This is a genomic window from Streptomyces sp. NPDC019937 (assembly GCF_040631655.1).
GTDB lineage: Bacteria > Actinomycetota > Actinomycetes > Streptomycetales > Streptomycetaceae > Streptomyces.
Genome location: NZ_JBEYAL010000043.1, coordinates 60,576 through 78,133 on the forward strand (window position 1 = coordinate 60,576; position 17,558 = coordinate 78,133).

26 protein-coding genes and 1 tRNA gene are annotated in these 17,558 nt (G+C 70.7%); 2 read left to right on the forward strand and 25 right to left on the reverse strand.

The window, feature by feature from the left end; translation table 11 throughout:
• Positions 1-544: 544 nt before the first annotated feature.
• From ABZ562_RS33485 to ABZ562_RS33595, 23 genes are all read right to left on the reverse strand, one after another.
• The gene (locus ABZ562_RS33485; protein WP_361487003.1) at positions 545-724 is read right to left on the reverse strand and encodes a hypothetical protein; all 180 of its coding nucleotides are present in this window, start codon (positions 722-724) and stop codon (positions 545-547) included.
• Positions 725-887: 163 nt separating this feature from the next.
• Positions 888-1,115 carry a hypothetical protein gene (locus tag ABZ562_RS33490; RefSeq protein ID WP_361487005.1) on the reverse strand — a complete coding sequence of 76 codons (228 nt, stop codon included), beginning with the start codon at positions 1,113-1,115 and terminating at the stop codon, positions 888-890.
• A gap of 119 nt (positions 1,116-1,234) precedes the next feature.
• On the reverse strand, positions 1,235-2,074 hold the full coding sequence (locus tag ABZ562_RS33495) for a hypothetical protein (RefSeq protein ID WP_361487007.1): 840 nt from the start codon (positions 2,072-2,074) through the stop codon (positions 1,235-1,237).
• Positions 2,074-2,544, reverse strand: a complete 471-nt coding sequence (locus ABZ562_RS33500; protein WP_361487010.1) for a hypothetical protein — start codon at positions 2,542-2,544, stop codon at positions 2,074-2,076. Before ABZ562_RS33500 ends, ABZ562_RS33495 begins: the two co-directional genes overlap by 1 nt.
• 11 nt (positions 2,545-2,555) lie before the next feature.
• Entirely contained in the window at positions 2,556-3,383 is an 828-nt protein-coding gene (locus ABZ562_RS33505) for a hypothetical protein (protein ID WP_361487013.1), read from the reverse strand.
• Positions 3,380-4,414, reverse strand: coding sequence for a hypothetical protein (locus ABZ562_RS33510; protein WP_361487015.1), 1,035 nt, complete (start codon positions 4,412-4,414; stop codon positions 3,380-3,382). The genes ABZ562_RS33505 and ABZ562_RS33510 overlap by 4 nt, the downstream gene beginning before the upstream one ends.
• A 136-nt stretch (positions 4,415-4,550) precedes the next feature.
• On the reverse strand, positions 4,551-4,739 hold the full coding sequence (locus ABZ562_RS33515) for a hypothetical protein (protein WP_361487018.1): 189 nt from the start codon (positions 4,737-4,739) through the stop codon (positions 4,551-4,553).
• Positions 4,736-4,921 (reverse strand): hypothetical protein, encoded by a 186-nt coding sequence (locus tag ABZ562_RS33520; protein ID WP_361487021.1) that lies wholly within the window; start codon positions 4,919-4,921, stop codon positions 4,736-4,738. Before ABZ562_RS33520 ends, ABZ562_RS33515 begins: the two co-directional genes overlap by 4 nt.
• Positions 4,918-5,208: a hypothetical protein gene (locus ABZ562_RS33525; RefSeq protein WP_361487024.1), complete on the reverse strand. Its 291-nt coding sequence runs from the start codon at positions 5,206-5,208 to the stop codon at positions 4,918-4,920. Before ABZ562_RS33525 ends, ABZ562_RS33520 begins: the two co-directional genes overlap by 4 nt.
• A complete protein-coding gene (locus tag ABZ562_RS33530) occupies positions 5,205-5,378 on the reverse strand; it encodes a hypothetical protein (protein WP_361487026.1) in 174 nt (57 codons plus the stop codon). Before ABZ562_RS33530 ends, ABZ562_RS33525 begins: the two co-directional genes overlap by 4 nt.
• A gap of 112 nt (positions 5,379-5,490) precedes the next feature.
• Complete coding sequence (locus ABZ562_RS33535; RefSeq protein WP_361487029.1) at positions 5,491-5,739, reverse strand: hypothetical protein; 249 nt, start codon at positions 5,737-5,739, stop codon at positions 5,491-5,493.
• 14 nt (positions 5,740-5,753) lie between these two features.
• Positions 5,754-6,416, reverse strand: a complete 663-nt coding sequence (locus tag ABZ562_RS33540) for a hypothetical protein (protein ID WP_361487032.1) — start codon at positions 6,414-6,416, stop codon at positions 5,754-5,756.
• Between the two features lie 35 nt (positions 6,417-6,451).
• Positions 6,452-6,534 (reverse strand) — tRNA-Leu (locus ABZ562_RS33545).
• Between the two features lie 39 nt (positions 6,535-6,573).
• Positions 6,574-6,963 carry a hypothetical protein gene (locus ABZ562_RS33550; RefSeq protein ID WP_361487035.1) on the reverse strand — a complete coding sequence of 130 codons (390 nt, stop codon included), beginning with the start codon at positions 6,961-6,963 and terminating at the stop codon, positions 6,574-6,576.
• 172 nt (positions 6,964-7,135) lie between these two features.
• Positions 7,136-7,762, reverse strand: coding sequence for a hypothetical protein (locus ABZ562_RS33555; RefSeq protein ID WP_361487037.1), 627 nt, complete (start codon positions 7,760-7,762; stop codon positions 7,136-7,138).
• Between the two features lie 59 nt (positions 7,763-7,821).
• Positions 7,822-9,426 carry a DEAD/DEAH box helicase gene (locus tag ABZ562_RS33560; protein WP_361487040.1) on the reverse strand — a complete coding sequence of 535 codons (1,605 nt, stop codon included), beginning with the start codon at positions 9,424-9,426 and terminating at the stop codon, positions 7,822-7,824.
• Positions 9,427-9,764: 338 nt separating this feature from the next.
• Positions 9,765-12,608, reverse strand: a complete 2,844-nt coding sequence (locus ABZ562_RS33565; RefSeq protein WP_361487043.1) for a DUF927 domain-containing protein — start codon at positions 12,606-12,608, stop codon at positions 9,765-9,767.
• Positions 12,605-12,874, reverse strand: coding sequence for a hypothetical protein (locus tag ABZ562_RS33570; protein ID WP_361487045.1), 270 nt, complete (start codon positions 12,872-12,874; stop codon positions 12,605-12,607). The genes ABZ562_RS33565 and ABZ562_RS33570 overlap by 4 nt, the downstream gene beginning before the upstream one ends.
• Complete coding sequence (locus tag ABZ562_RS33575; protein WP_361487047.1) at positions 12,871-13,050, reverse strand: hypothetical protein; 180 nt, start codon at positions 13,048-13,050, stop codon at positions 12,871-12,873. Before ABZ562_RS33575 ends, ABZ562_RS33570 begins: the two co-directional genes overlap by 4 nt.
• The gene (locus tag ABZ562_RS33580; protein WP_361487049.1) at positions 13,047-13,187 is read right to left on the reverse strand and encodes a hypothetical protein; all 141 of its coding nucleotides are present in this window, start codon (positions 13,185-13,187) and stop codon (positions 13,047-13,049) included. The genes ABZ562_RS33575 and ABZ562_RS33580 overlap by 4 nt, the downstream gene beginning before the upstream one ends.
• Positions 13,184-13,612, reverse strand: a complete 429-nt coding sequence (locus ABZ562_RS33585; RefSeq protein ID WP_361487052.1) for a hypothetical protein — start codon at positions 13,610-13,612, stop codon at positions 13,184-13,186. The genes ABZ562_RS33580 and ABZ562_RS33585 overlap by 4 nt, the downstream gene beginning before the upstream one ends.
• 95 nt (positions 13,613-13,707) lie before the next feature.
• A complete protein-coding gene (locus ABZ562_RS33590; protein ID WP_361487053.1) occupies positions 13,708-13,971 on the reverse strand; it encodes a hypothetical protein in 264 nt (87 codons plus the stop codon).
• Positions 13,968-14,177: a helix-turn-helix transcriptional regulator gene (locus tag ABZ562_RS33595; RefSeq protein ID WP_361487056.1), complete on the reverse strand. Its 210-nt coding sequence runs from the start codon at positions 14,175-14,177 to the stop codon at positions 13,968-13,970. The genes ABZ562_RS33590 and ABZ562_RS33595 overlap by 4 nt, the downstream gene beginning before the upstream one ends.
• A gap of 213 nt (positions 14,178-14,390) precedes the next feature.
• Here ABZ562_RS33595 and ABZ562_RS33600 point away from each other — a divergent pair, with 213 nt between their 5' ends.
• Positions 14,391-14,921, forward strand: a complete 531-nt coding sequence (locus ABZ562_RS33600) for a helix-turn-helix transcriptional regulator (RefSeq protein ID WP_361487058.1) — start codon at positions 14,391-14,393, stop codon at positions 14,919-14,921.
• 305 nt (positions 14,922-15,226) lie between these two features.
• A complete protein-coding gene (locus ABZ562_RS33605) occupies positions 15,227-16,534 on the forward strand; it encodes a hypothetical protein (RefSeq protein ID WP_361487061.1) in 1,308 nt (435 codons plus the stop codon).
• Positions 16,535-16,736: 202 nt separating this feature from the next.
• On the opposite strand, the gene ABZ562_RS33610 is transcribed toward ABZ562_RS33605, so the two are convergent.
• Together ABZ562_RS33610 and ABZ562_RS33615 are read right to left on the reverse strand one after the other, a co-directional pair.
• A complete protein-coding gene (locus ABZ562_RS33610; RefSeq protein WP_361487064.1) occupies positions 16,737-16,883 on the reverse strand; it encodes a hypothetical protein in 147 nt (48 codons plus the stop codon).
• A gap of 34 nt (positions 16,884-16,917) precedes the next feature.
• Positions 16,918-17,373 (reverse strand): hypothetical protein, encoded by a 456-nt coding sequence (locus ABZ562_RS33615; protein WP_361487066.1) that lies wholly within the window; start codon positions 17,371-17,373, stop codon positions 16,918-16,920.
• Positions 17,374-17,558 lie beyond the last annotated feature (185 nt).

The following is a 17,558-nucleotide window of genomic DNA, read 5'->3' on the forward strand; positions in this document are numbered from 1 at the left end:
TCAAGCCTCTGACCTGCGGGTTTGCCTCGCATGACTCTGTGGTCACTGTGCGCGATCATTCCAGCCTCCTGGCTGGTGCCTCGCTGTCTCGCGTGAGTGGTGAGCCTTGGTCATGGCTTGCAGGTTCGTCCAGTCATGTCCCCTTGGGCCCAACGGTCCGAGCCCATCGCGGTGGTTCACCTCGGTAGCTCGGGGACGCAGCAAGGCGGGCAATGTCATGCACTCCTCGCACTCGCAGTAGGGATGCTCACGCAGGTACGCAGCCCTGGTGCGCTGCCATCGCGTGTCGTACCCCTTGGTAGTTGGGCTGCGTCGCCCTTGGCTGGCTCTCTGTTGACAGCGCTCACAGCGTCCCCCCTGTGTGAGGGTGGGGCATCCGGGGGTGGGGCAGACCTGGAGTGCTCGGCGGGGCATGGCCATCTCCCTGCATCGGGCACGGCGAAGGCCCCGACCGGGGGATGTAGTCGGGGCCTTCGAAGTGCTGGTCAGCTGGCTGCGGGCACGGCTGACGTGCCTTGAGTGTTACAGCAGGTCAGGGAGATGGTCAAGCAGCGTTGGCGGTCAGCCGGTCTTGGAGCTCTTCGAGGTCGACAAGGGCGCGGCCGTCGCGGTCGTAGCCGTGGTGGGCGAGTCGGCCACGGCGGAGCCACTGGCGGATGGTGCCGGGCTTGATGCCGGTGGCGGCCTGGGCGGCGTAGGGGTCCACGAGGATGGGCTGCTCCATGGCTCCATGATGCCCGCGAGGGCCGCCCGTTCGCGTGATCGGGCGGCCCTCGGCGTATGGGTGCGGGTCAGTGCCCGCAGCGCGGCTTGGTCCACCAGCCGCAGTCTTCGCAGTACTCCATGGCGGCGCTCCTGTCTCTTGATCGCGATGGACGGGGGACGGGCTACTTGAGGAGCAGGGCCAGCGCGAGGAGCGCCAGGACGAGGGCCACGGCGATGACCTCGCCGCGCTCCGGGGTCCGGTGGGGCAGGTGCTGGATGCGCTCGCCGTCGGGGTGGTCGCCTCCGTGGTACCGGCGGCGGTGGGCGCGGCCGTGCTCCTCGGCCCCGGCGCGGGTCCAGTACGGGCGGGATCTGATAGCGCAGACGGGGCAGCGGTAGTGGTGCGGCACGGTGTTATCTCCGGCGGTTGATGGGGTGGTAGACGGGGCGGTGGATGGGTGGTTGATGGGGTGATAGATGCGCAGGTCAGATGGGTGATTGCTGGGCAGCAACCGGGGGGCGGTCGGGGTCACGCCGTGGTCCCAGGGGAGGGGTTGGCAGCGGCCCCCAGAAGCCCGGCGAGGGTGGGTCGCGGGGCGGTCTCGGGCGGGGCCTCGGCGGGGGCCTCCTCCCCGGCCCGGGCGGGGCCCTCATCCGCCCCCTCGACGGGGCCTCCAGCGGGCCCTGCATCGAGCGCGGCGAGGGCGGCCTCAACGGGCCCGCCGAGGACCCCTTCCAGCTCATCCACGTGGACGCCCCAGGTGGACCCCTGACCACGGATGTTGATCTTCTTGGTGGGGATGTCGAGGCGCTGGCAGTGCTGGCGCAGCGTGGCGACGTCCCAGTCGACGTCGGTCGACTCCAAGATGGTGGCGAGGTGAACGCCCTTGCGCCCGGCGGCGACGGCGTCACGCACGCCCACGAGCACCAGGCGCACGAGCCACCGTTCCGCGCCGCGGTGGTCCTCAGCCGGGGCAGCCGTTTCGGTGGGCTGCTCCCCTGGCAACTTTTCTTGATCGTTTTGGGTGGTGGTCTCCCTCGGGGGAGCGACCGCCCACGCTGCGACCAGCCACCCGAGCACGCCCACGCCGCTGATCACCGGCGCGTACGGGCTGGCCACCCACACGAGCAGGCCCACGCCCCCGGCCGCGACCGCCAGCCCGGCAGCGCCGATCAGGGCCGCGATCCCCAAGGACTCCACCCGGTCGGCGAACGTGGCCCCGCTCCAGGTCGCCCGCCACAGCAGCCCGAGCACTCGCCGGATGCCCCGACAGGAACACCGGATCAGCACTCCCGACCCTGCCGCGAGGTCCTGCCAGGCGCCGGCCGCGCCACGGAAGGGGATGAACAGCTCGTCCTTCAGGCTCATCACGCGCCGCCGGTCACGTGGCCAACAGCCATGCGGATGATGTTGATGAGGATGCCCCAGACACCGGCCGCCTGGCCGTAGACCACGGCGTCGGAGATCCCCAACAGCGCGGGCCAGATCTTGCGCTTCCACCGGGGGCCGAAGGTCAGGAGCGTCAGGCAGAGTGCAATGCCGCCCAGGCCCGGGTCACCGAGGCCGCTGTCGGAGCCGAGGACGGAGGTGGGGATGCTGCCCGCGCCGCTGCCGATGTCGGCCCAGGCGCCGCCGGCGGCCATGTAGAGGGTGCCGGTGACGATGCCGGTCCATCCGGCCTTTTCCTTGCTGTCGATCTTGATGCGGTCGCTTCCGCGGACCCCGAGACCGAGGACGATCGTGGACGCCAAGGCGCCGCCGGACAGGGTGATCGGGCCGAGCAGCTGCCCGTTGGTGATGCCCTGCACGGCGGCCGGGGCGGAGAGGTACCAGGTCACGTGAGTGCCTTTCAAGAGGTGGCGCCCGGGGCGTACAGGGCGGTGGCGAGGAGCGCGGAAGCGAGCGGGATCCGGACGACGAGACGGGCGGTCCAGTGCCAGGCCCGGGCCCGGCGGTCGGCGAACCACCAGAGGCCGCCGCACATGCCGCCCGCGGTGAGCAGCAGGGAGACGGCGCTGGCGCCGAGCCCCCACTGCGCGCCGTTTTGGTTGATCCACGCCACGGCGGCCGGCGCCAAGCGGCGCCCGAGTTCGGCGGCGCCCACGCTGATGAGGGTTCGGGACACGGAGACGTACGGGAGGATGGGACGGACGGCCGGGTGGCCGGTCAGCTTCCAGGTGGCGACCGCCCCGCTGGCGGCGAGGACGAGGCCGACCATGCCGGTCGCGGCCTGCTCGGCGGCGGGGAGCCACTGCCCGAAGACCGGGACGAGGCCCACCCCGTAGCCGACCCCAGCCGCGACGCCGTTGAACGCGATCACGCGCAGCTCACGGTCTGAGGAGCGTTTCCCGGGCTTCTTTTTGGCGGCCTTGCCCTTGCGGGGCGGGCCGGACTTGGCGTCCGCCTCGTCGTCCTCGGTCTCGTCTTCCTCGGGGTGGTCGTCCTGGTCGTCCTCGACCAGGTCCTCCGAGTCCTCGTCCAGCTCGTCCTCGGACTCGTCCGGCTCGTTGGCAGGTGTGGCCAGCACGGGCTTTCGTGATCGCCAGTGCGGCAGCCGGTCGGCGCCGGCCGGGCGTTCGGGCCCGGGCTCTTCGGCGTCGCGCGGCTCGTCCGGGGCGGAGATGCCGACAGTGGGCGGGTAGCTGGGCGGCGGCGGGACGGGGCGCGGGTCGTTCATGCGTATCCGCCCCCGCCCTGGCCCACGCCCTCGTCCTCGCGCGCCTCGCGGGCCGCCTTCTTCGCCTCGCGGGAAAGGACCGCGCGGACGTACCCGGGGTCCACCGTGATGCGGTTGATGCGCTGGACGCGGGCAGCGATGTCGGCTGCCCGCGCAGCGGCGCCGAGGTGGGCGGCAGCATCGATGATCGCTTGCGACTTGGTGACAGGTGGCAGGGCCGGGACCTGCGACGCATCATGCTGCGCATCATCCGCATCACGCTGGTCGTCGCGGTCGAGGTCGATGCTCGGCGGGCGGCCGTTGAGGACGAGGGCGACCTGCACGGCGTCAACAATCACGCCGTAGGTGACGAGGAGCGCGGCCAGCTCGCCCGGGGGCATATCAGGCTGCGCATCATGGGCGATGCGGACCGCATCAGCCGGGTCCATCTCGGCGAAGCGGTCACGCAGGATGTCGGTCGCGCGGCGCGAGGGCGCCGGGGCGGGGGCTGTTGGAGGCGTCTGTCCGCCGTGCTCGATGTGGTCCACCGCGCGCTGCTTCACCGTGCGGCCAGCGCGACGCGGGGCCAGAAGCCAAGCCCAGCCGCCGAACGCGGGGAGCCGAAACGGGCGCTCGCCCAGCTCGGCCCGTGCGGCGGCCCGGGGTCCGGCCCAGGACAGCTCGCTGACGGCGAGCAGGGCGAGGGTGGGGACGGAGAACAGAAGGGCCGCAGCGAGGCCGCCGCCGATGAGGTCGGCGTGGAAGTTGTTCAGGTAGACCGAGGTGCCGGTCATGACGAGCGCGGCCAGACGGGCTCCGGCAGCTGAGCGGCCCGCCTTGGATGCCTCGCTGGCGAGGTGGAGGCAGGCGTACGCGGCGCCATCGAACACGGCAACGGCCGCGTAGCCGATGAAGTCGGGGGCGTCGTAGTGGCGGGCGACGGCGTACAGGGACCATCCGGTGGTGGCGATCGCAGCGAGCGACACAACGGTCAGCGCGGCCCGCCAGGCGGTCGAGGCAGACGTCAGGGTCTGCTGGATGCTGTGGTTCATGGATCGGGTCCTTCCGGGGCCCACCCGGCGGCGGGTGGGCCCGGCGCAGGGGTGGTTCAGGCAGTGGCGCGGAGGACGGCGGCCACGGCCAGGAGAATGAGTTCGGCGATGAGCAGGACGCCGCAGAAGAGCCGCATCAGCCAGCGCTCCCGCCTCGTCGGGCGCGGGCGCGGGCGTCGAACGCGTCGCGCAGCGGGGCGCCAATCACGAAGTCCTCGCGGCACTGCTCGACCGACGCGTCCTGGACCCTCTTGGAGTTCAGCGGGGCCTCGGCGCGGATCGGGGCCGCGGGCGGGGTGGAGCGGAAGATCTGCGGCAGCTTCACTGGTTCACCCCCTGCTCGGCGTCGAGCGCGGCCAGCAGCTGGCCGAGGGCGACGGTGAGGGAGGCGTGCGACTCGATGACGCGTCCGTGGTCGTGGATGTCGACGGCCTCGGCCTGGGCGAGGTATTCGCGCGCGGCCTCGATCGCGACCGGGACCGAGGGCACGAAGGTGGGGAGCTTCACGGCTGCCCCCCGTCCTGGCGCGGGGCGCGGGCACCGGCGTGGTGGTAACCGGTCGGCGGGTGCTCGGCGAGCCGGGCGCGCAGGTAGTCGGTGGTCCACTCGATGCCGAGGCCCGGCGTCTGCCTGTCGAGGACGCCGTGCAGGGCGACCACCGTGTGCATGACCCGGTTGGTCAGGACACGGCCGTGCTGCTCGCTGTCGCCGAAGGTGGCCGGGTGCGGGATATCGAGCGCCTCGCGGACCGCGCGCAGCAGGTCGGCGATCGGCTCGGGGATCGGGGTGCTCATCCGGTCACCGCCGAGCGGTCGGCGGCGGGCCGGTCGCCGCGGCGGGCCTCGGAGAGGCCGGCCGCCGCGCGCACGGTCGTGACGATGCCGCTGCGGATGATGCCGACCGCGACGGTGCGCCGGTCGGGCGGGGGCGCGTCGGGGCGCGCAGGCATGGCAAAGTTAGCCATAGCCGAGTCCTCCTGCTCACATCAGGTGGTACTTCGGTCAGGGGGTCGGGCGACGCGGCCGCTCCTCGGGTGTTCCACCACCCGGGGGAGCTGTCGCCCGGCCCCTGCTTCGCTATTCGGTTGTCGCGCCGCCCGTTCCACCAGGCGGACGCTTCTTCGTCTCCTGCTTCTTCAGCGCGTTGTAGACGGCGTTCCAGCTCTTGCCGAGATCGCGCGCGACTTCCGCGACCGACCCGAGCTCGTCCACGCCTTCGCGCAGGGCTTCCGCCCGTCGCTTCGCGGATTCGGATACGAGGAGTTGGAGCTGTTCCACCAGCTCGTCTTCCCCGCGGACCCGTTCCCGCCAGGGTTTCGCGTCCATCCCCTGGAGCGTAACTAACCCAGGGTTAGATTGCAAGGGGTTTCCTGCTGCGCACGGGCCAACTCCAGCCAGGAAGACGGGGGGTAGGACGCGCCGCACCAATGGCACCGCACCTCAGCCACTCCCGACGGAACCCGCAGCACGGCGCCGCACCGCGAGCCGTCGCCCACCAGCGTGATGCACTTCCCGAGTCGCCGCGTCTTCTCGGGCGGGCTGACGACCGACAGCACCGACCGCTCCAGGGCGCGGATCTCCTCGGCGAAGGCGCCGGCCATCGGCCAGCTGCTGGCGATCCACTCCAGGTTGAGGCTCAGACCTCGCGCGGCCGCGCGTACCCGGTCCTCGCTCGCGCCCCGCAACGCTGGCGCTCCCCAGCCTCGGTCGGCCTGCATCGCGCTGCGCCAGTCCTCGAGGACGCCGACGATCCCGCCGGGGCCGCGAAGGGTCAGCGCAGGCTCGGCTACCGGCAACGGCGCCTCGGAACCACCCGACCGCCCGTACTCGGGGCGACGCCCGGGCGGCGGGAGGAACGCGGCGAGCGCACCGTACAGCTTCGGCATCCGATCGAGCCGCTCGCCGGTCGCCCGAGTGCAGCCCGGGCACAGGTAGTCGTTCTGCAACTCCCGCTCGCACAGTCCGCACTGGTCCGAGTCGGCGGCCGGGCTGGTGTCGGTCATCGGTTGGTCCTTCGTCGGTCGGTCGAGGTCGGGAGTGCCCGGGGCGGGATTCGAACCCGCACGCCCTGGTGGGCGGCCGCTTTTAAGGCGGCAGCGTCTGCCGTTCCGCCACCCGGGCTCGGAGCCCGGCCGCGTGGACGGCGGCCGGGCAGGGCGGTCAGGTAGCGGGCTTCGTCTCGGGCAGCCACACCGCGCAGGAGCCGGACATCCAGCCGCGTTCCATCGGGGCGCCGGTGAGGATGGCGTGGACGTGGTCGGCGATGTCCTGCGGGTCGGCGGCGTCAGCGTTGATCCACGTCACGTTGTCGGCGACGCCGCGCTCGTCGGCGATGCCGTAGCCCCACATGCCGTGAAAGTTCGGACAGCCGATGTACCACTCGTGGCCCTCGTCCAGGCCGGGCACGTCGATGGTGATGGCGGACTCGTGGGCCTCGGTGACGGTGTGTCCGTGGGCCTCGATCGCCGTGGTGAATGCCTCGGTCCAGCCGTCGGGGATCTCGTCCCACTGGGTGGGGTCGCCGTACGGGTTGGTAGTGGTGTCGGTCATGGGGTCTGGGCCTCCTGGTAGTTGGCGATGTCGGGCAGGGTGCGGACCTTGCGGCCGCGGTAGTGGACGGGCCAGCGGGGGCTCCGCAAGCGTTGAGTCCGGCGGCACTTGGGGCCGTAGCCGTCTGGGCTGGGTCGGCGGAGAGGACGATGGCAGCCGCGGCAGCGGGCCGTCACCGGTCGCTCTTCTCGGCCGGGGCAGCGTCGGTGCCGTCCTCATCGGGCAGCGGGTGCCCGGCCTGCTCCAGTCGCCACGCGAGGTCACCGGCGTCGATGCCGCCGACGTCGTTGGACTCGACGCACCAGGCGGACACGATGCCCAGCACCGCGGCCAGTGCCCCTTCCGCGCGCTGCCGTGCCTCGTGCGGGGTGAGCACGCCAGGCCCGTGCCGCTGGACAACGAGCGTGTACAGCTCCGGCGACTCCGCGACCTTCACATCCATCGACAGCCGCGTTTCGGTGTAGTTCGGCGCGTCGCCCAGCATCGTCCGCGCGGCGGCGACCCAGTGGGCCAGCAGCTCGCGGGCGGGCTCCAGCTCCATCTCGGCGCCGTTGCGGAAGTCCATGGCGCGCAGGCCGGTCTCTTCGAGCTGCTTCTGGATCCAGCGTTCGCGGGCTTCGTCGTCGCGGCCGCCGAGTTCGGCGAGCAGCTGGTCCCGCTCGGCTCGTACCTCGAGAGCCTTCACCTTCCAACGGTCGCCGCGGCGCCAGGCCCGAGACGTGTTGTTGTACAGCTCGTCGAGGGCGTCGTCAGTGATCGTGTCGGCGGTGTGGCGCGAACCGCCGGGACGTTCGGTCATGGCTTCCTCCGTGATGTGATGGGTGATGGTCCGGGCCTGATAGCGACAGGCCCGGACCACTACGCGGCGGGGATACGCAGCTGGGCGAGGGCACGGTCGACGCGGTCCTGGTCGATGAGGTCGGAGACCTCGCCAGCCGTGCTGCCGCGCGGTACCTCGATGCCGAGACGGCGGCACAGCCCCAGTTGCTTCGAGTTCGGGCGCCCGGACCTCCACGGGGCCTGGCGTTCGCTGAGCGCGCCGGGGGCGGCGACGGCCTGCTTCTCCAGCCAGATGAGGGCTTCAGCGAGGGGCCGAGCCACGTCGTTCTTGGGCGAGCGGACGCCGTACGCCTCGGTCCACCGCCGTACCCGGTACAGCCGGGTCTCCGGGTCGCGTTCGAGGAACAGGAACATGGCGGACGTCAGCCGGACGAACCATGTCCCGGAGGGCGTACGCAGCCAGGGGATCTTCGAGGCGCCGAACAGATTGATCTCCTCGGTCTGGATCCGCGTGGCCACCGTTCGCCGCTTCTCGGCCGCTGCGTGTTCCTCAGCGACCTGCCGCAGGCTCTTCCCGCTCTCGGCCTCGCCGATCTCCCGCTCGGTCAGGTCGACCATCGAGGCCAGCTTGTGGCGGCTCGCGGCGCCCATGACGTCGAGCAGGAGTGCGTCGCGCTTCCCAGGGGCCGGGCGGAGCGCGCGGCCGGCCATCTGCACGTACAGGCCCGCCGACTTGGTGGGGCGGGCGATGACGGCGCAGCTGGTGTGCGGCGCGTCGAACCCTTCCGTCAGAACCATGCAGTTGGTGAGCACCTGCACGTCGCCCGCCTCGTACCGGGCGAGTGTCGCGCGCCGGTCGTCCCGGCTCATCTCGCCCCACACCGGGGCGGCGGTGATACCGGCCGATCGCAGCGCTGCGGCGGCGCCCTGGGCGGTCGCCACGGTCGGCGTGAAGACGACGCCGGGTCGGTCAGCCGCGTGGTCGGCATACGCCTTGGCGATGGCGTCCAAGGCTCCGGAGTCCTCCAGCGCCTTGCCCAGCTGTCCGTCGACCAGGTCGCCGCCCCGCGTCTTCACCTTGTTGAGGTCGAGGGTGTCGACGGTGATGGCCTTGCCGCGGACGTCACACAGGTAGCCGTCGCCGATCATGTCGAGGATGTCCAGGCGGTAGACGACGTCCTCCCAGACGTCGGCCAGGCCGCCGTCGGTGCGGGTCATCGTCGCGGTGAAGCCCGCTGTCGGCACGCCGTCCCAGGCCCCGAAGTGGCGCAGCACCTCCATGTAGGTCGTCGCGGCCGCGTGGTGGCACTCGTCCACGATGATCAGGCCGATGTCCCGGATTGCCTCGCGCCGTCGAGGCACGGCCAGAGTCTGGACGCTGGCCACGATCACGTCGGCATCGTGGTGCTGGTCGCGCTGGGCCTTGACGATGCCGACGCGCAGCATGGGGTCGACCGCCAGGAGCTTGGAAGCGGCCTGCTCGATCAGCTCTTCGCGGTGGGCGATCACAAGCGCCCGGCGGCCGTCGAGGCTGTCGAGCATCTGGTGGGCCAGGTGGGAGAAGACGACCGTTTTACCGGCGCCGGTGGGCAAGACGACGGCCAGGCGGTTCCTGCCGTCAGCCCAGCCCTGGCGCAGGGTCTCGATGGCTTCGAGCTGGTACGGCCGAGGGGTGAAGGACATGGGTCACCTCGATTCGAGTGGAGAGGAGAGGGGGCGGTACGCGCTGCGTACCGGCTGCGTACCGGCTGCGTACCGGACCCAAAGGGTCTTTGACCTGCTGTTATGTCTCTCTCTAGAGGGAGTGGTACGCAGGTACGCAGAAACAGAGACAGGTCGATGTGTGTGCGCACGCACACGGGCACGCGCGCGGGCACGCGCAGGCGCGCCCGCCCCCGAGGGGTGCCATTTCCGGGCGGCCGCGTACCGCCCTGTAGCGCGGCCCCGGTAGGGCTCTGACCTGCGGGTGTAGGAGCTGGCTGGTGGTACGCATCCCGTGCGTACCACCGCCTCGACGGGCCTCATGCCGCCTCGTCCTGGTCACCGAATGCGATGCCCTCGGGCGTGAACGCCAGGCACTTCGGGCGGGTGCCGTCGAAACGGCGGGGCACCAGGTGCGGCGGTCGCTGGCTCTTGAGCGTCTCCAGGTACCCGGCGTCCACCCAGCTGCCCACCACTGCGTCGAGCTGGTAGCCAGCCGCGGCGAGGATCTGGCGTACACGCTCGGGCAGCAGCGCCACCCGGGGCTTGCCCTCGACGTTGGTCAGGACGCCCAGCCAGCCGGAGTAGGGCGGGCGCTCACCGAGCGCCGCGCGGGCCGAGCTGTACAGCTCGTGCGAGTGTCCTGCGACGTACTCGCGGACGACGTCCAGCGCCATCTCGGGCCGGTTGTCGGTGGGGTTGTGGGCCGTGAAGAGGTGGCGCCACACGTCGTGGGCGAGGGGCTCGTACGGCAGCAGCCCGATGCCACACGCCAGGGTCTCCGCCAGCACCAGGGCCGCGACCATCGGGGCGCGCCGGTTCGTCATGTCGCCGCCGCCGCGGAACTCGTCAACAAGGGCGCGGTGACGCTCGCGCAGCCTCTCCCTGCCGTTCGGCTGAGCGAGGCCGCTGAGGATGTAGCGGATGAACTCGGGGCCGGCGTGTCCGTGGTTGGCGAGTACGCCGTCGCGGGCGGCAGCGGCAGCCGCGCCGCCGCCGTCGCCGAAAGGGGCGATGGTTGTGCCGAGGATGCGGGCCGCTGCGCCCTGGCTGGTGGTGAAGGAGAGGGCGGGCCGCTCACCGCTGCTCAGAAGGATGGTTTCCCAGGGCAGCATGTTGCCGAACGCGCCGCCGGACCGCGCCTTCCCGTGGTTCATCGGGAGCTGGTACAGCACCTCGTCAATGAGGGTGTCGTCCGTGACGGCCATCGTCTCGTCAAAGACGGTGACGATGCCGCGGACGAGGTTCAGCCGCTTCTCGATCGCGTACAGCGTGGTGCGCCAGTTGGACATGGCGCTGGCGTGCTCGGACGGGTCGGCCCACACGCTGAGGGCGACTTGGAGGGCGGTGGTCTTCCCCTTGGTGGACCGGCTGGAGATGTCCAGGGTGAAGCTGTTCAGACCGAGAGGCTTGAGGAGCGGCGCGGCGAACGCTGCCGCGACGGCCACGCGCGGCACGGGGAAGCCCGCCAGCCGGGCGGCGGTCTCCTTCCAGCCGTCGAGGGTCCCTTTCCTGGCGTGCGCGCGGGCCGGGCCCCGCTGCTCCTCGAACGGCACGTCGACCTTGATGCCGTCCTCCGGCGAGGCGACGAACGTGCCGTCGTCCTGCCAGCCAAGCCACCGCGCCAGCTGCTCGGAGGGGATCCGCCCCACGTTGCCCGCCTCGAACTCGGCGAGCCACTTCTCGACGGCCCGGGCGTCCCCTTCGACGGCGGGGAGCCCCGCGGAGCCGAGGGTCTCGATCAGCTTGCGGCCGCGCTTCGCGGTCTCGCGGCTGACGATGCGGGAGATGCGGCGGGGACGCCCCAGGCTGCGGTCGACCCACGACAGCTCTACGTACTGGTCGCCTTCGGGGTCCTCGAAGGTGGCGGTGACGGCCAAGGGGGCGAAGGTGACGCGGGTCCAGTTCTCTCCGTTCGGGCTGAGCACCTCGACGCCCATGCCGGTGACCCGGTAGCCGTACGGCGTGCGGACGGACCGGGGCAGGCCGAACGTGACGTCGTAGCCGAAGCCTTCCGGGTCGCCCTCGTCCTCCTGGACGGCGGCGTCCTCGGCCTGGACCTCGGCGGCGCCTTCCGCCTCGGCGGGGGCTGCCGTCGGGGCGCCGGAGCCACCACCGACAGCGGAGAGGCGGCGGCTCCCGTAGCCCTGGAGTGCGAGGGCCCGTGCGGCGGCCTTGTGGTCGTTGTTGTGCTCGAGCAGCGCGTAGGCGCCGAACTTGCTGTAGGGCACCTCGGCTTGGAAGTCACTTCCGGTGGCGAATACGAACAGACGGTCGTGCTCGTCTCGCCCAGTTGTCGCCTTCACGCCGCCGACGCCGTCGGCCCAGCCCCAGTAGGTCTCGCTGCCTCGGGTATGCAGGGGCCGGAAGACGCCCTGCAAGATCTCTTCCCATGAGGCCCGCGCCTCGAAGTCGTCTCCGGGTCGCAGGGTGCCGTCGGGGCGGGGCGCGGCGGGGCGCGGTGCGGTCTTCGCGGGCTCGGGCCGGGGAAGCTTGTCCAGCATCCGGAGCACATTCCGGATCGCACCGACGGTCTCGGCGTCGAGGACCGGGATGGTGCCGGGCCCGCCAGCTACCCGGACGTACGGCCGGCCGGAAGCGTGGACCGTGCCGCCGGACGGTTCGGTTAGGCCGTACCCGCCCTCGCCGCGCGTCTCGATGAGGACGCGCACGATGCGGGCGCTTGGCTTCTCGCGGAGCCGCTGTCGCTCCTCATCGGTGTACTCGTGCTCTTCTGCGAGCCGGGAGGCCAGCTTGGTGTTGCCGGGGACGTCGCCGCCTTCGACGCGCACGCGGTAGTGCCGACCGCCGGACGGCGACTCGGTTACCCACCCGCCGAGGATCGCCGCCCACGCCTCGCCGAGGCCGGATGCGTCCATGATCTCGGTGGCGGCGTTGAGAAGGCCTTCGCGGATGGCGAGGCCCTCGAACTCGATCATCTCGACGTTGCCGGAGATGGCGCCGTAGACGACGGCGATGCCGCGCGGGCGGTCGCGGCTGAACCAGCTGTCGTGGTCGGCGGGGGTGGTCCGTTCCACCTTGTACTGGAGCCAGGACACGGCGGGCTTCTTGGTGCCGTCCGCCTTGATGGGGAGGACGCACAGTCCGGCGTCGTGCAGCTCGCGAGCGGAAGCCCGGAGGTCGAGGGGCTGAGCGTCGGTCAACGGGTGCTCCCGTGGTACTGGGTCAGGTGGGCGGTCTTGATGCCGTCGATGAAGGCCTTGAGTCCGGCGACGCCGATGGGCTTGCCGTCCTCGGCCAGGTCCGTGCTGTAGACGGGGCCTTCCAGGCGGTGCGGGCAGCCGGGCCGCCTGCACTCGTAGCGGGCACGGAGGCCTTCGAGGTCGACGTACAGCGCGGCAGCGACGTGAGGTGCGGCCGTGCGGCCGGTGGCCGGGGCTCCGGCCCCGGCCGGCACGGTCTTGGTCATGTGGCGTTGCCTCCGCGGAGCTTGTTGGCGAGGCGGCCGAGGACGCCCTGCCGGGGCTGGTGGTCGAACGTGGCCCGGTCGCGGGCTTCGCGGAGCGAGCTGGCGCGACCGCTGGAGTCGGGGCGCTGCCAGTAGCCGCCGTCGCTGAAGGAGTTGCTGTCGCGGCGGCGCTTCATCGGCCCTCACCGCCCGTGCGGGCGACCAGGTGGCGGACCGCGGCCGCGATGCGGGGCGCGTCCTCGACGGCGCGGAGGATCATGCAGCCGATGCCGTAGAGCACGAGCGAGATGGACAGGCAGGCGAGGACGGTCACGGCTTCACGCTCCGGTCCGAGTCGTCCATCTCCGTCAGCAGCACCGGGATCGGCACGTTCTCCACGACCGGGATCACCTGCATCGGCGCCTCACCCTCGGCGGCCCGCAGAGCCACGGTCACGTCGAGCAGCGCGGCGTTCGTGGTCTGCCGCTCGGCCTCCAGCTCGGCGACCCGGGCCCGCAACCGGTCGACCTCGGCGGCGGGGGTGACGATGTCGAGCGCGTTCTGCCACGGGTCGTTCGCGGAGGAGTGCTCGCCGATGACCTCGATGGGGGCGATGGCGTAGGCGAGCTTGTCGGCCACGTCGTGCATGTGGTCGCGCTCGCCGATGAGCGCGGTCTCGCTGCGGTCCAGCTTGGCGACCCGGGCCCTCAACGCCTCCAGCTCGGCGGCGGGCGGGGGGTCGGTAATCTGGGTGCTCACGGTGGAGCCTCCTTCTTGATCTTGGATTTGGAGGTGATGAAGCCGTTGGGGTCGCTCGGGCCGGGAAGTCAGAGCGGCCCCGCTTCATGCGCTGGTCAGGCGGGCTGCTTGCGCTCGCGCAGCGGTCGGACCTCGTACGCCGCGTGGATCTCGCGGACGTGCCGACGGCTGAAGCTGATCCGGCCCCCGGCCTTGCTGTGGGGGATCTCCCGCCGCGTGGCCTTGTCGCGGAGCGTGCGGGGCGAGAAGGGCAGCCAGCGCTTCTCGTAGACCTCCTCCGGCGAGTAGAGGACGAGGTCTTCCGGGCCACCCACCTCGGCGGTGGGGGGCGCCTTCTTCTTCGTGGCCTGGGCGGTCACGGCGTCTCCTTGTGGGTGATGGCGTCGACTGGCACGTCCAGCACCGCCGCGATGGCTCGCACCTTGTGGTCAGCCGATTCGCGGATATGGCCCCGCTCGAGGCGGGAGAGGTAGCCGCGGTTCAGCCCGGTGCGCAAGGCAAGCCCTCGGATGCTCAGTCTCTGAGCCTCGCGGATGGCTCTGATGGCAGTACCGTTCGGTGTCACGTTCAGAGACTAAGCACGCACTGACCCGCTCCGCAAGCGTTCTAACCCGCTCGATGCTCAGTTACTGAACATTGGGAGGGTTGTGCGGGCGCACTGGGTGCACGATGCAGGCGCACAATGCAACCCAACGCGCCCACAAAGAACGTTCATGCGCAGGTGAAACGGCGGAGACTGAGCTGTGGGGTTGCATGGAGGTAGGGCATGATGTGCGACATGGAGCGAGACTGGGCACGGCTGGGCGCCGCACTGAAGGCGGCCCGCGAAGCGCGCGGACTCAGCCAGGCGGAGCTGGGCGAGAGAATCGGCGTCAAGCGCGGCGCTATGCGCAACATCGAGCGCGGCCTCTTCTCCAAGGTCACACACACCGTCCGCTCGTACGCCCGCGAGGTCGGTTGGGACACAGGCTCTATCGACGCCGTGCTCGCCGGGGGAGACCCCACTCCGGCAGAGACTGCCCCGGAGGCGCCGGACGAGCGGGCCGCCCTGAACATCGCGTCCGGGCTTTCGATTGAGACTGCGCATGCCGAGGAACTCCCACTGCGCATCCAGGCCGCTCTATCCGACGGCCCGCTGCTCGACAGCCTCGTCATAAACCTGCCAGGCGATGACGACGAGAATCCGGACGCGCAGATGGTCATCGTCGTGAAGGGCCGGCCGGGCGTGGGGCCGGAGCAGGTGCGCCGGGCACTGGAGCGGTGGGAGCAGATGGAGGCGCGGATCAGGCGCCTCAAAGACGACCAGTAGATGACACATACACCGCGCGTCTCCACATGTGAGCATTCCGTGTGGTTGCATGGCCGAATACCGACGAAGGTGCCGCCGCTCGGGTGAGGTCGTGAGGTCTTGGGGGACCGATGCGGGTTCGTGTGCAGTGTGTTCGCGCCATGCCGTGCAACGTCGCTGTGTGGCTGGTTCCGCGCCCTCGGGCGTGGGTGCTCTACGTTACGGAAGAGGTCATGAACGGCCTCGGGGGGCAACTCCCGGACCGTGAGCCGGTCAGCATCACGCCACGCTGGCGTGTGGGACACGGCCTGTAAGGGGGGTGGATCTTGGGATTCGCCGAGAAGCGCGTCAGCACGGCCAAAGGCAGCAAAGGCAAGGTCAGTTGGCGCGCGCGGTATCTGAGGCCCGACGGAACCTACGGTTCGGAGCCCGGATTCGACACGAAGAAGACGGCCAAAGCCTGGGCCGAAGAACAGGAAGCCGCGATCCGAGCTGGGCGATGGATCGACCCGGACTTGAGACAGACGCACTTTGGTGCCTTCGCCAGGACGTTCATGGAGGCCAAGCGCAAAAGGGGCCGCACCACCGGCACCCGCTGGGACCGGTTGGAGAACCACATCTTCCCGCGCTGGGAGTACACCGCGCTGAGCGAGATCAGCTGGTTCGCCGTGGACTCGTGGCAGCAGAGGCTGGACGTGGAGGACGTCAGCCGCGGGCACTGCGTCTCGCTGATGTCCTCGATCATGACGGCCGCGGTCGACGCAGGGTACATCGAGGTGAACCCCCTCTTCGGTCGCCGTCGGACCAGGGACACGTCGGGGGACGCGGCGAAGGCCCGTCCGCCCAAGATGCGCCGCGACGGCGGCCCCCGTCCCGAGGATGCGATCCAGGTAGCTGAGCGCCTCGGCCCCGCGCGAGGTATCCATGTGCTGACGACCGCGTTCACTGGTCTGCGCTGGGGTGAGGGGCTCGGCCTGCACCGGGACAACACCCTGCTGCTCCGCCGACAGCCGTGGGGGGCGAGCGAGTTCGTGTGTCCGATCTTGCGCATCGTTGAGGAGTACGCGGAGTACCAGGAGCGCGACGAGTCCGGCGCCAAGAAGGGGTACGTCGTCCAACTGGAGCCCACGAAGAACGACGGCTCGACGCGTGACGTAGACGTCCCCCCGTTCCTGGCGCGACTGCTCCGCCGGCATCTGCTGGACTGGCCTTTCGAGCGCCCCTTCAGCACGGACAGCGGGAAGCCGTGGCGCCGCGGGAACTGGTCGCGTGCTTTCCGGCCGGCGGCGGACGGGCGGCCCGAGCGGGAGCGCCGACGGGGCGTGGCGTACAGGGAGGCGTGGGAACCGATCCTGCCGGGCCTGGATATGCGGGCGTTGCGGGCGCTGCACGACACGATGCAGTCGGAGCTGGGTGTGAAGGAGCCGCTCGCTTTCGAGGCGGCGGGGCATCGGCGGCCGGGCATCAAGAGGCACTACCAGAAGCCGACAGCCGCGATGCGCGCCGAGCGCCTGGAGGGGCTGGAGGACGTATTCTGGAAGGCGATGGCGAACGCCGGAATTCGGGCTCTTTGGGGACGAATTGACCTCGTGAAGCACGGTGACGAAATGATCTCCCAGATTTCTCCCAAATGATCTTTGGAAGGTGTTCGAACCTCGCGCCGCCGCAGCTCACCGGACCCACCGAAAATGATAAAGAACCATTCTCCTAAAGCGGGTGTCGCAGGTTCGAATCCTGCCGGGGGCACCAGCACAAACGCCCCGGACCGATCATGGTCCGGGGCGATTGACATCCACGTCTGACATCAACGATGGCGATCAGCTACGGCCGGGCACCTCAGTGTGGCAGCAGGCCGGGACCGGCGTCAGGGACGATGAATCCCCGGACCGGCCGGATCTCGGACGGATCCTGCTCGGAGGCGTCCGCCTCGGCCCGTCGCATGGTCGCGACCAGCTCGGCGTACTTCGGGTCGATCCACTCCATGGGTGTCCTCCTTCCGGCCCGCAGCCTACGCGGGTCAGCCCTTGGGCTTGGGGATGACGACGATCGGTCCGCTGTCGTCCGAGTGCTGGCAGTCGGCCGCCACCGGGATGCTCTGGTCAGTGGGCGCCAGCCACAGTGCGTCGTCCACGGGGAACCCTGCCTCGACGATGCGCCATTGGGTCCGTGACAGCGCCTCGGGGTCGCGCCGTTCCGGGTCCGGTGCCTCCGGGATGTGGTCGACGAAAGCGCCGACGCGCTCGCACAGTTGGCGGTAGATGCGCGTGTGCAGGATCAGGGCGTGCCAGCCTTCGTCCACGACTCGGGACGGGGCGAGCGGCCGGGACGCGTCCGCCGCCGCGGCGACGAACTTCACCGCCTCGTCGACGATCCGCCCTGCCATGCCCTCGTCCATGCCGGGGTTGTTGCGCAGGACGGTCCCGATGACTTCGGCCCGCTGTGGTCGGCCGAGTAACGCAGTAACGTCTCGCATGTGCCTTCCTCTCTCTGAGTTGGGGTGGTGCACGGCCTCCGCCCCGGTCGCCAGCCGTCCAAGCGCGCGTCCGGGGCGGGGCTTATCCGCCTAGGGGGTGTCGTGTGGATCAGGCCGGATCAGCGAGCGGCGTCTGGTGCAGGGGGCACCTCCCAGCGGTAGCTGGGGGAGCCTCGCAACCCGCG

Coding starts and splice junctions, on each gene's coding strand:
- ABZ562_RS33485 (WP_361487003.1), bottom strand. CDS start 724: ATGGAGCAGCCCATCCTCGTGGACCCCTACGCCGCCCAGGCCGCCACC.
- ABZ562_RS33495 (WP_361487007.1), bottom strand. CDS start 2,074: ATGAGCCTGAAGGACGAGCTGTTCATCCCCTTCCGTGGCGCGGCCGGC.
- ABZ562_RS33505 (WP_361487013.1), bottom strand. CDS start 3,383: ATGAACGACCCGCGCCCCGTCCCGCCGCCGCCCAGCTACCCGCCCACT.
- ABZ562_RS33510 (WP_361487015.1), bottom strand. CDS start 4,414: ATGAACCACAGCATCCAGCAGACCCTGACGTCTGCCTCGACCGCCTGG.
- ABZ562_RS33525 (WP_361487024.1), bottom strand. CDS start 5,208: ATGAGCACCCCGATCCCCGAGCCGATCGCCGACCTGCTGCGCGCGGTC.
- ABZ562_RS33530 (WP_361487026.1), bottom strand. CDS start 5,378: ATGGCTAACTTTGCCATGCCTGCGCGCCCCGACGCGCCCCCGCCCGAC.
- ABZ562_RS33535 (WP_361487029.1), bottom strand. CDS start 5,739: ATGGACGCGAAACCCTGGCGGGAACGGGTCCGCGGGGAAGACGAGCTG.
- ABZ562_RS33540 (WP_361487032.1), bottom strand. CDS start 6,416: ATGACCGACACCAGCCCGGCCGCCGACTCGGACCAGTGCGGACTGTGC.
- ABZ562_RS33550 (WP_361487035.1), bottom strand. CDS start 6,963: ATGACCGACACCACTACCAACCCGTACGGCGACCCCACCCAGTGGGAC.
- ABZ562_RS33555 (WP_361487037.1), bottom strand. CDS start 7,762: ATGACCGAACGTCCCGGCGGTTCGCGCCACACCGCCGACACGATCACT.
- ABZ562_RS33560 (WP_361487040.1), bottom strand. CDS start 9,426: ATGTCCTTCACCCCTCGGCCGTACCAGCTCGAAGCCATCGAGACCCTG.
- ABZ562_RS33570 (WP_361487045.1), bottom strand. CDS start 12,874: ATGACCAAGACCGTGCCGGCCGGGGCCGGAGCCCCGGCCACCGGCCGC.
- ABZ562_RS33575 (WP_361487047.1), bottom strand. CDS start 13,050: ATGAAGCGCCGCCGCGACAGCAACTCCTTCAGCGACGGCGGCTACTGG.
- ABZ562_RS33600 (WP_361487058.1), top strand. CDS start 14,391: ATGGAGCGAGACTGGGCACGGCTGGGCGCCGCACTGAAGGCGGCCCGC.
- ABZ562_RS33610 (WP_361487064.1), bottom strand. CDS start 16,883: ATGGAGTGGATCGACCCGAAGTACGCCGAGCTGGTCGCGACCATGCGA.
- ABZ562_RS33615 (WP_361487066.1), bottom strand. CDS start 17,373: ATGCGAGACGTTACTGCGTTACTCGGCCGACCACAGCGGGCCGAAGTC.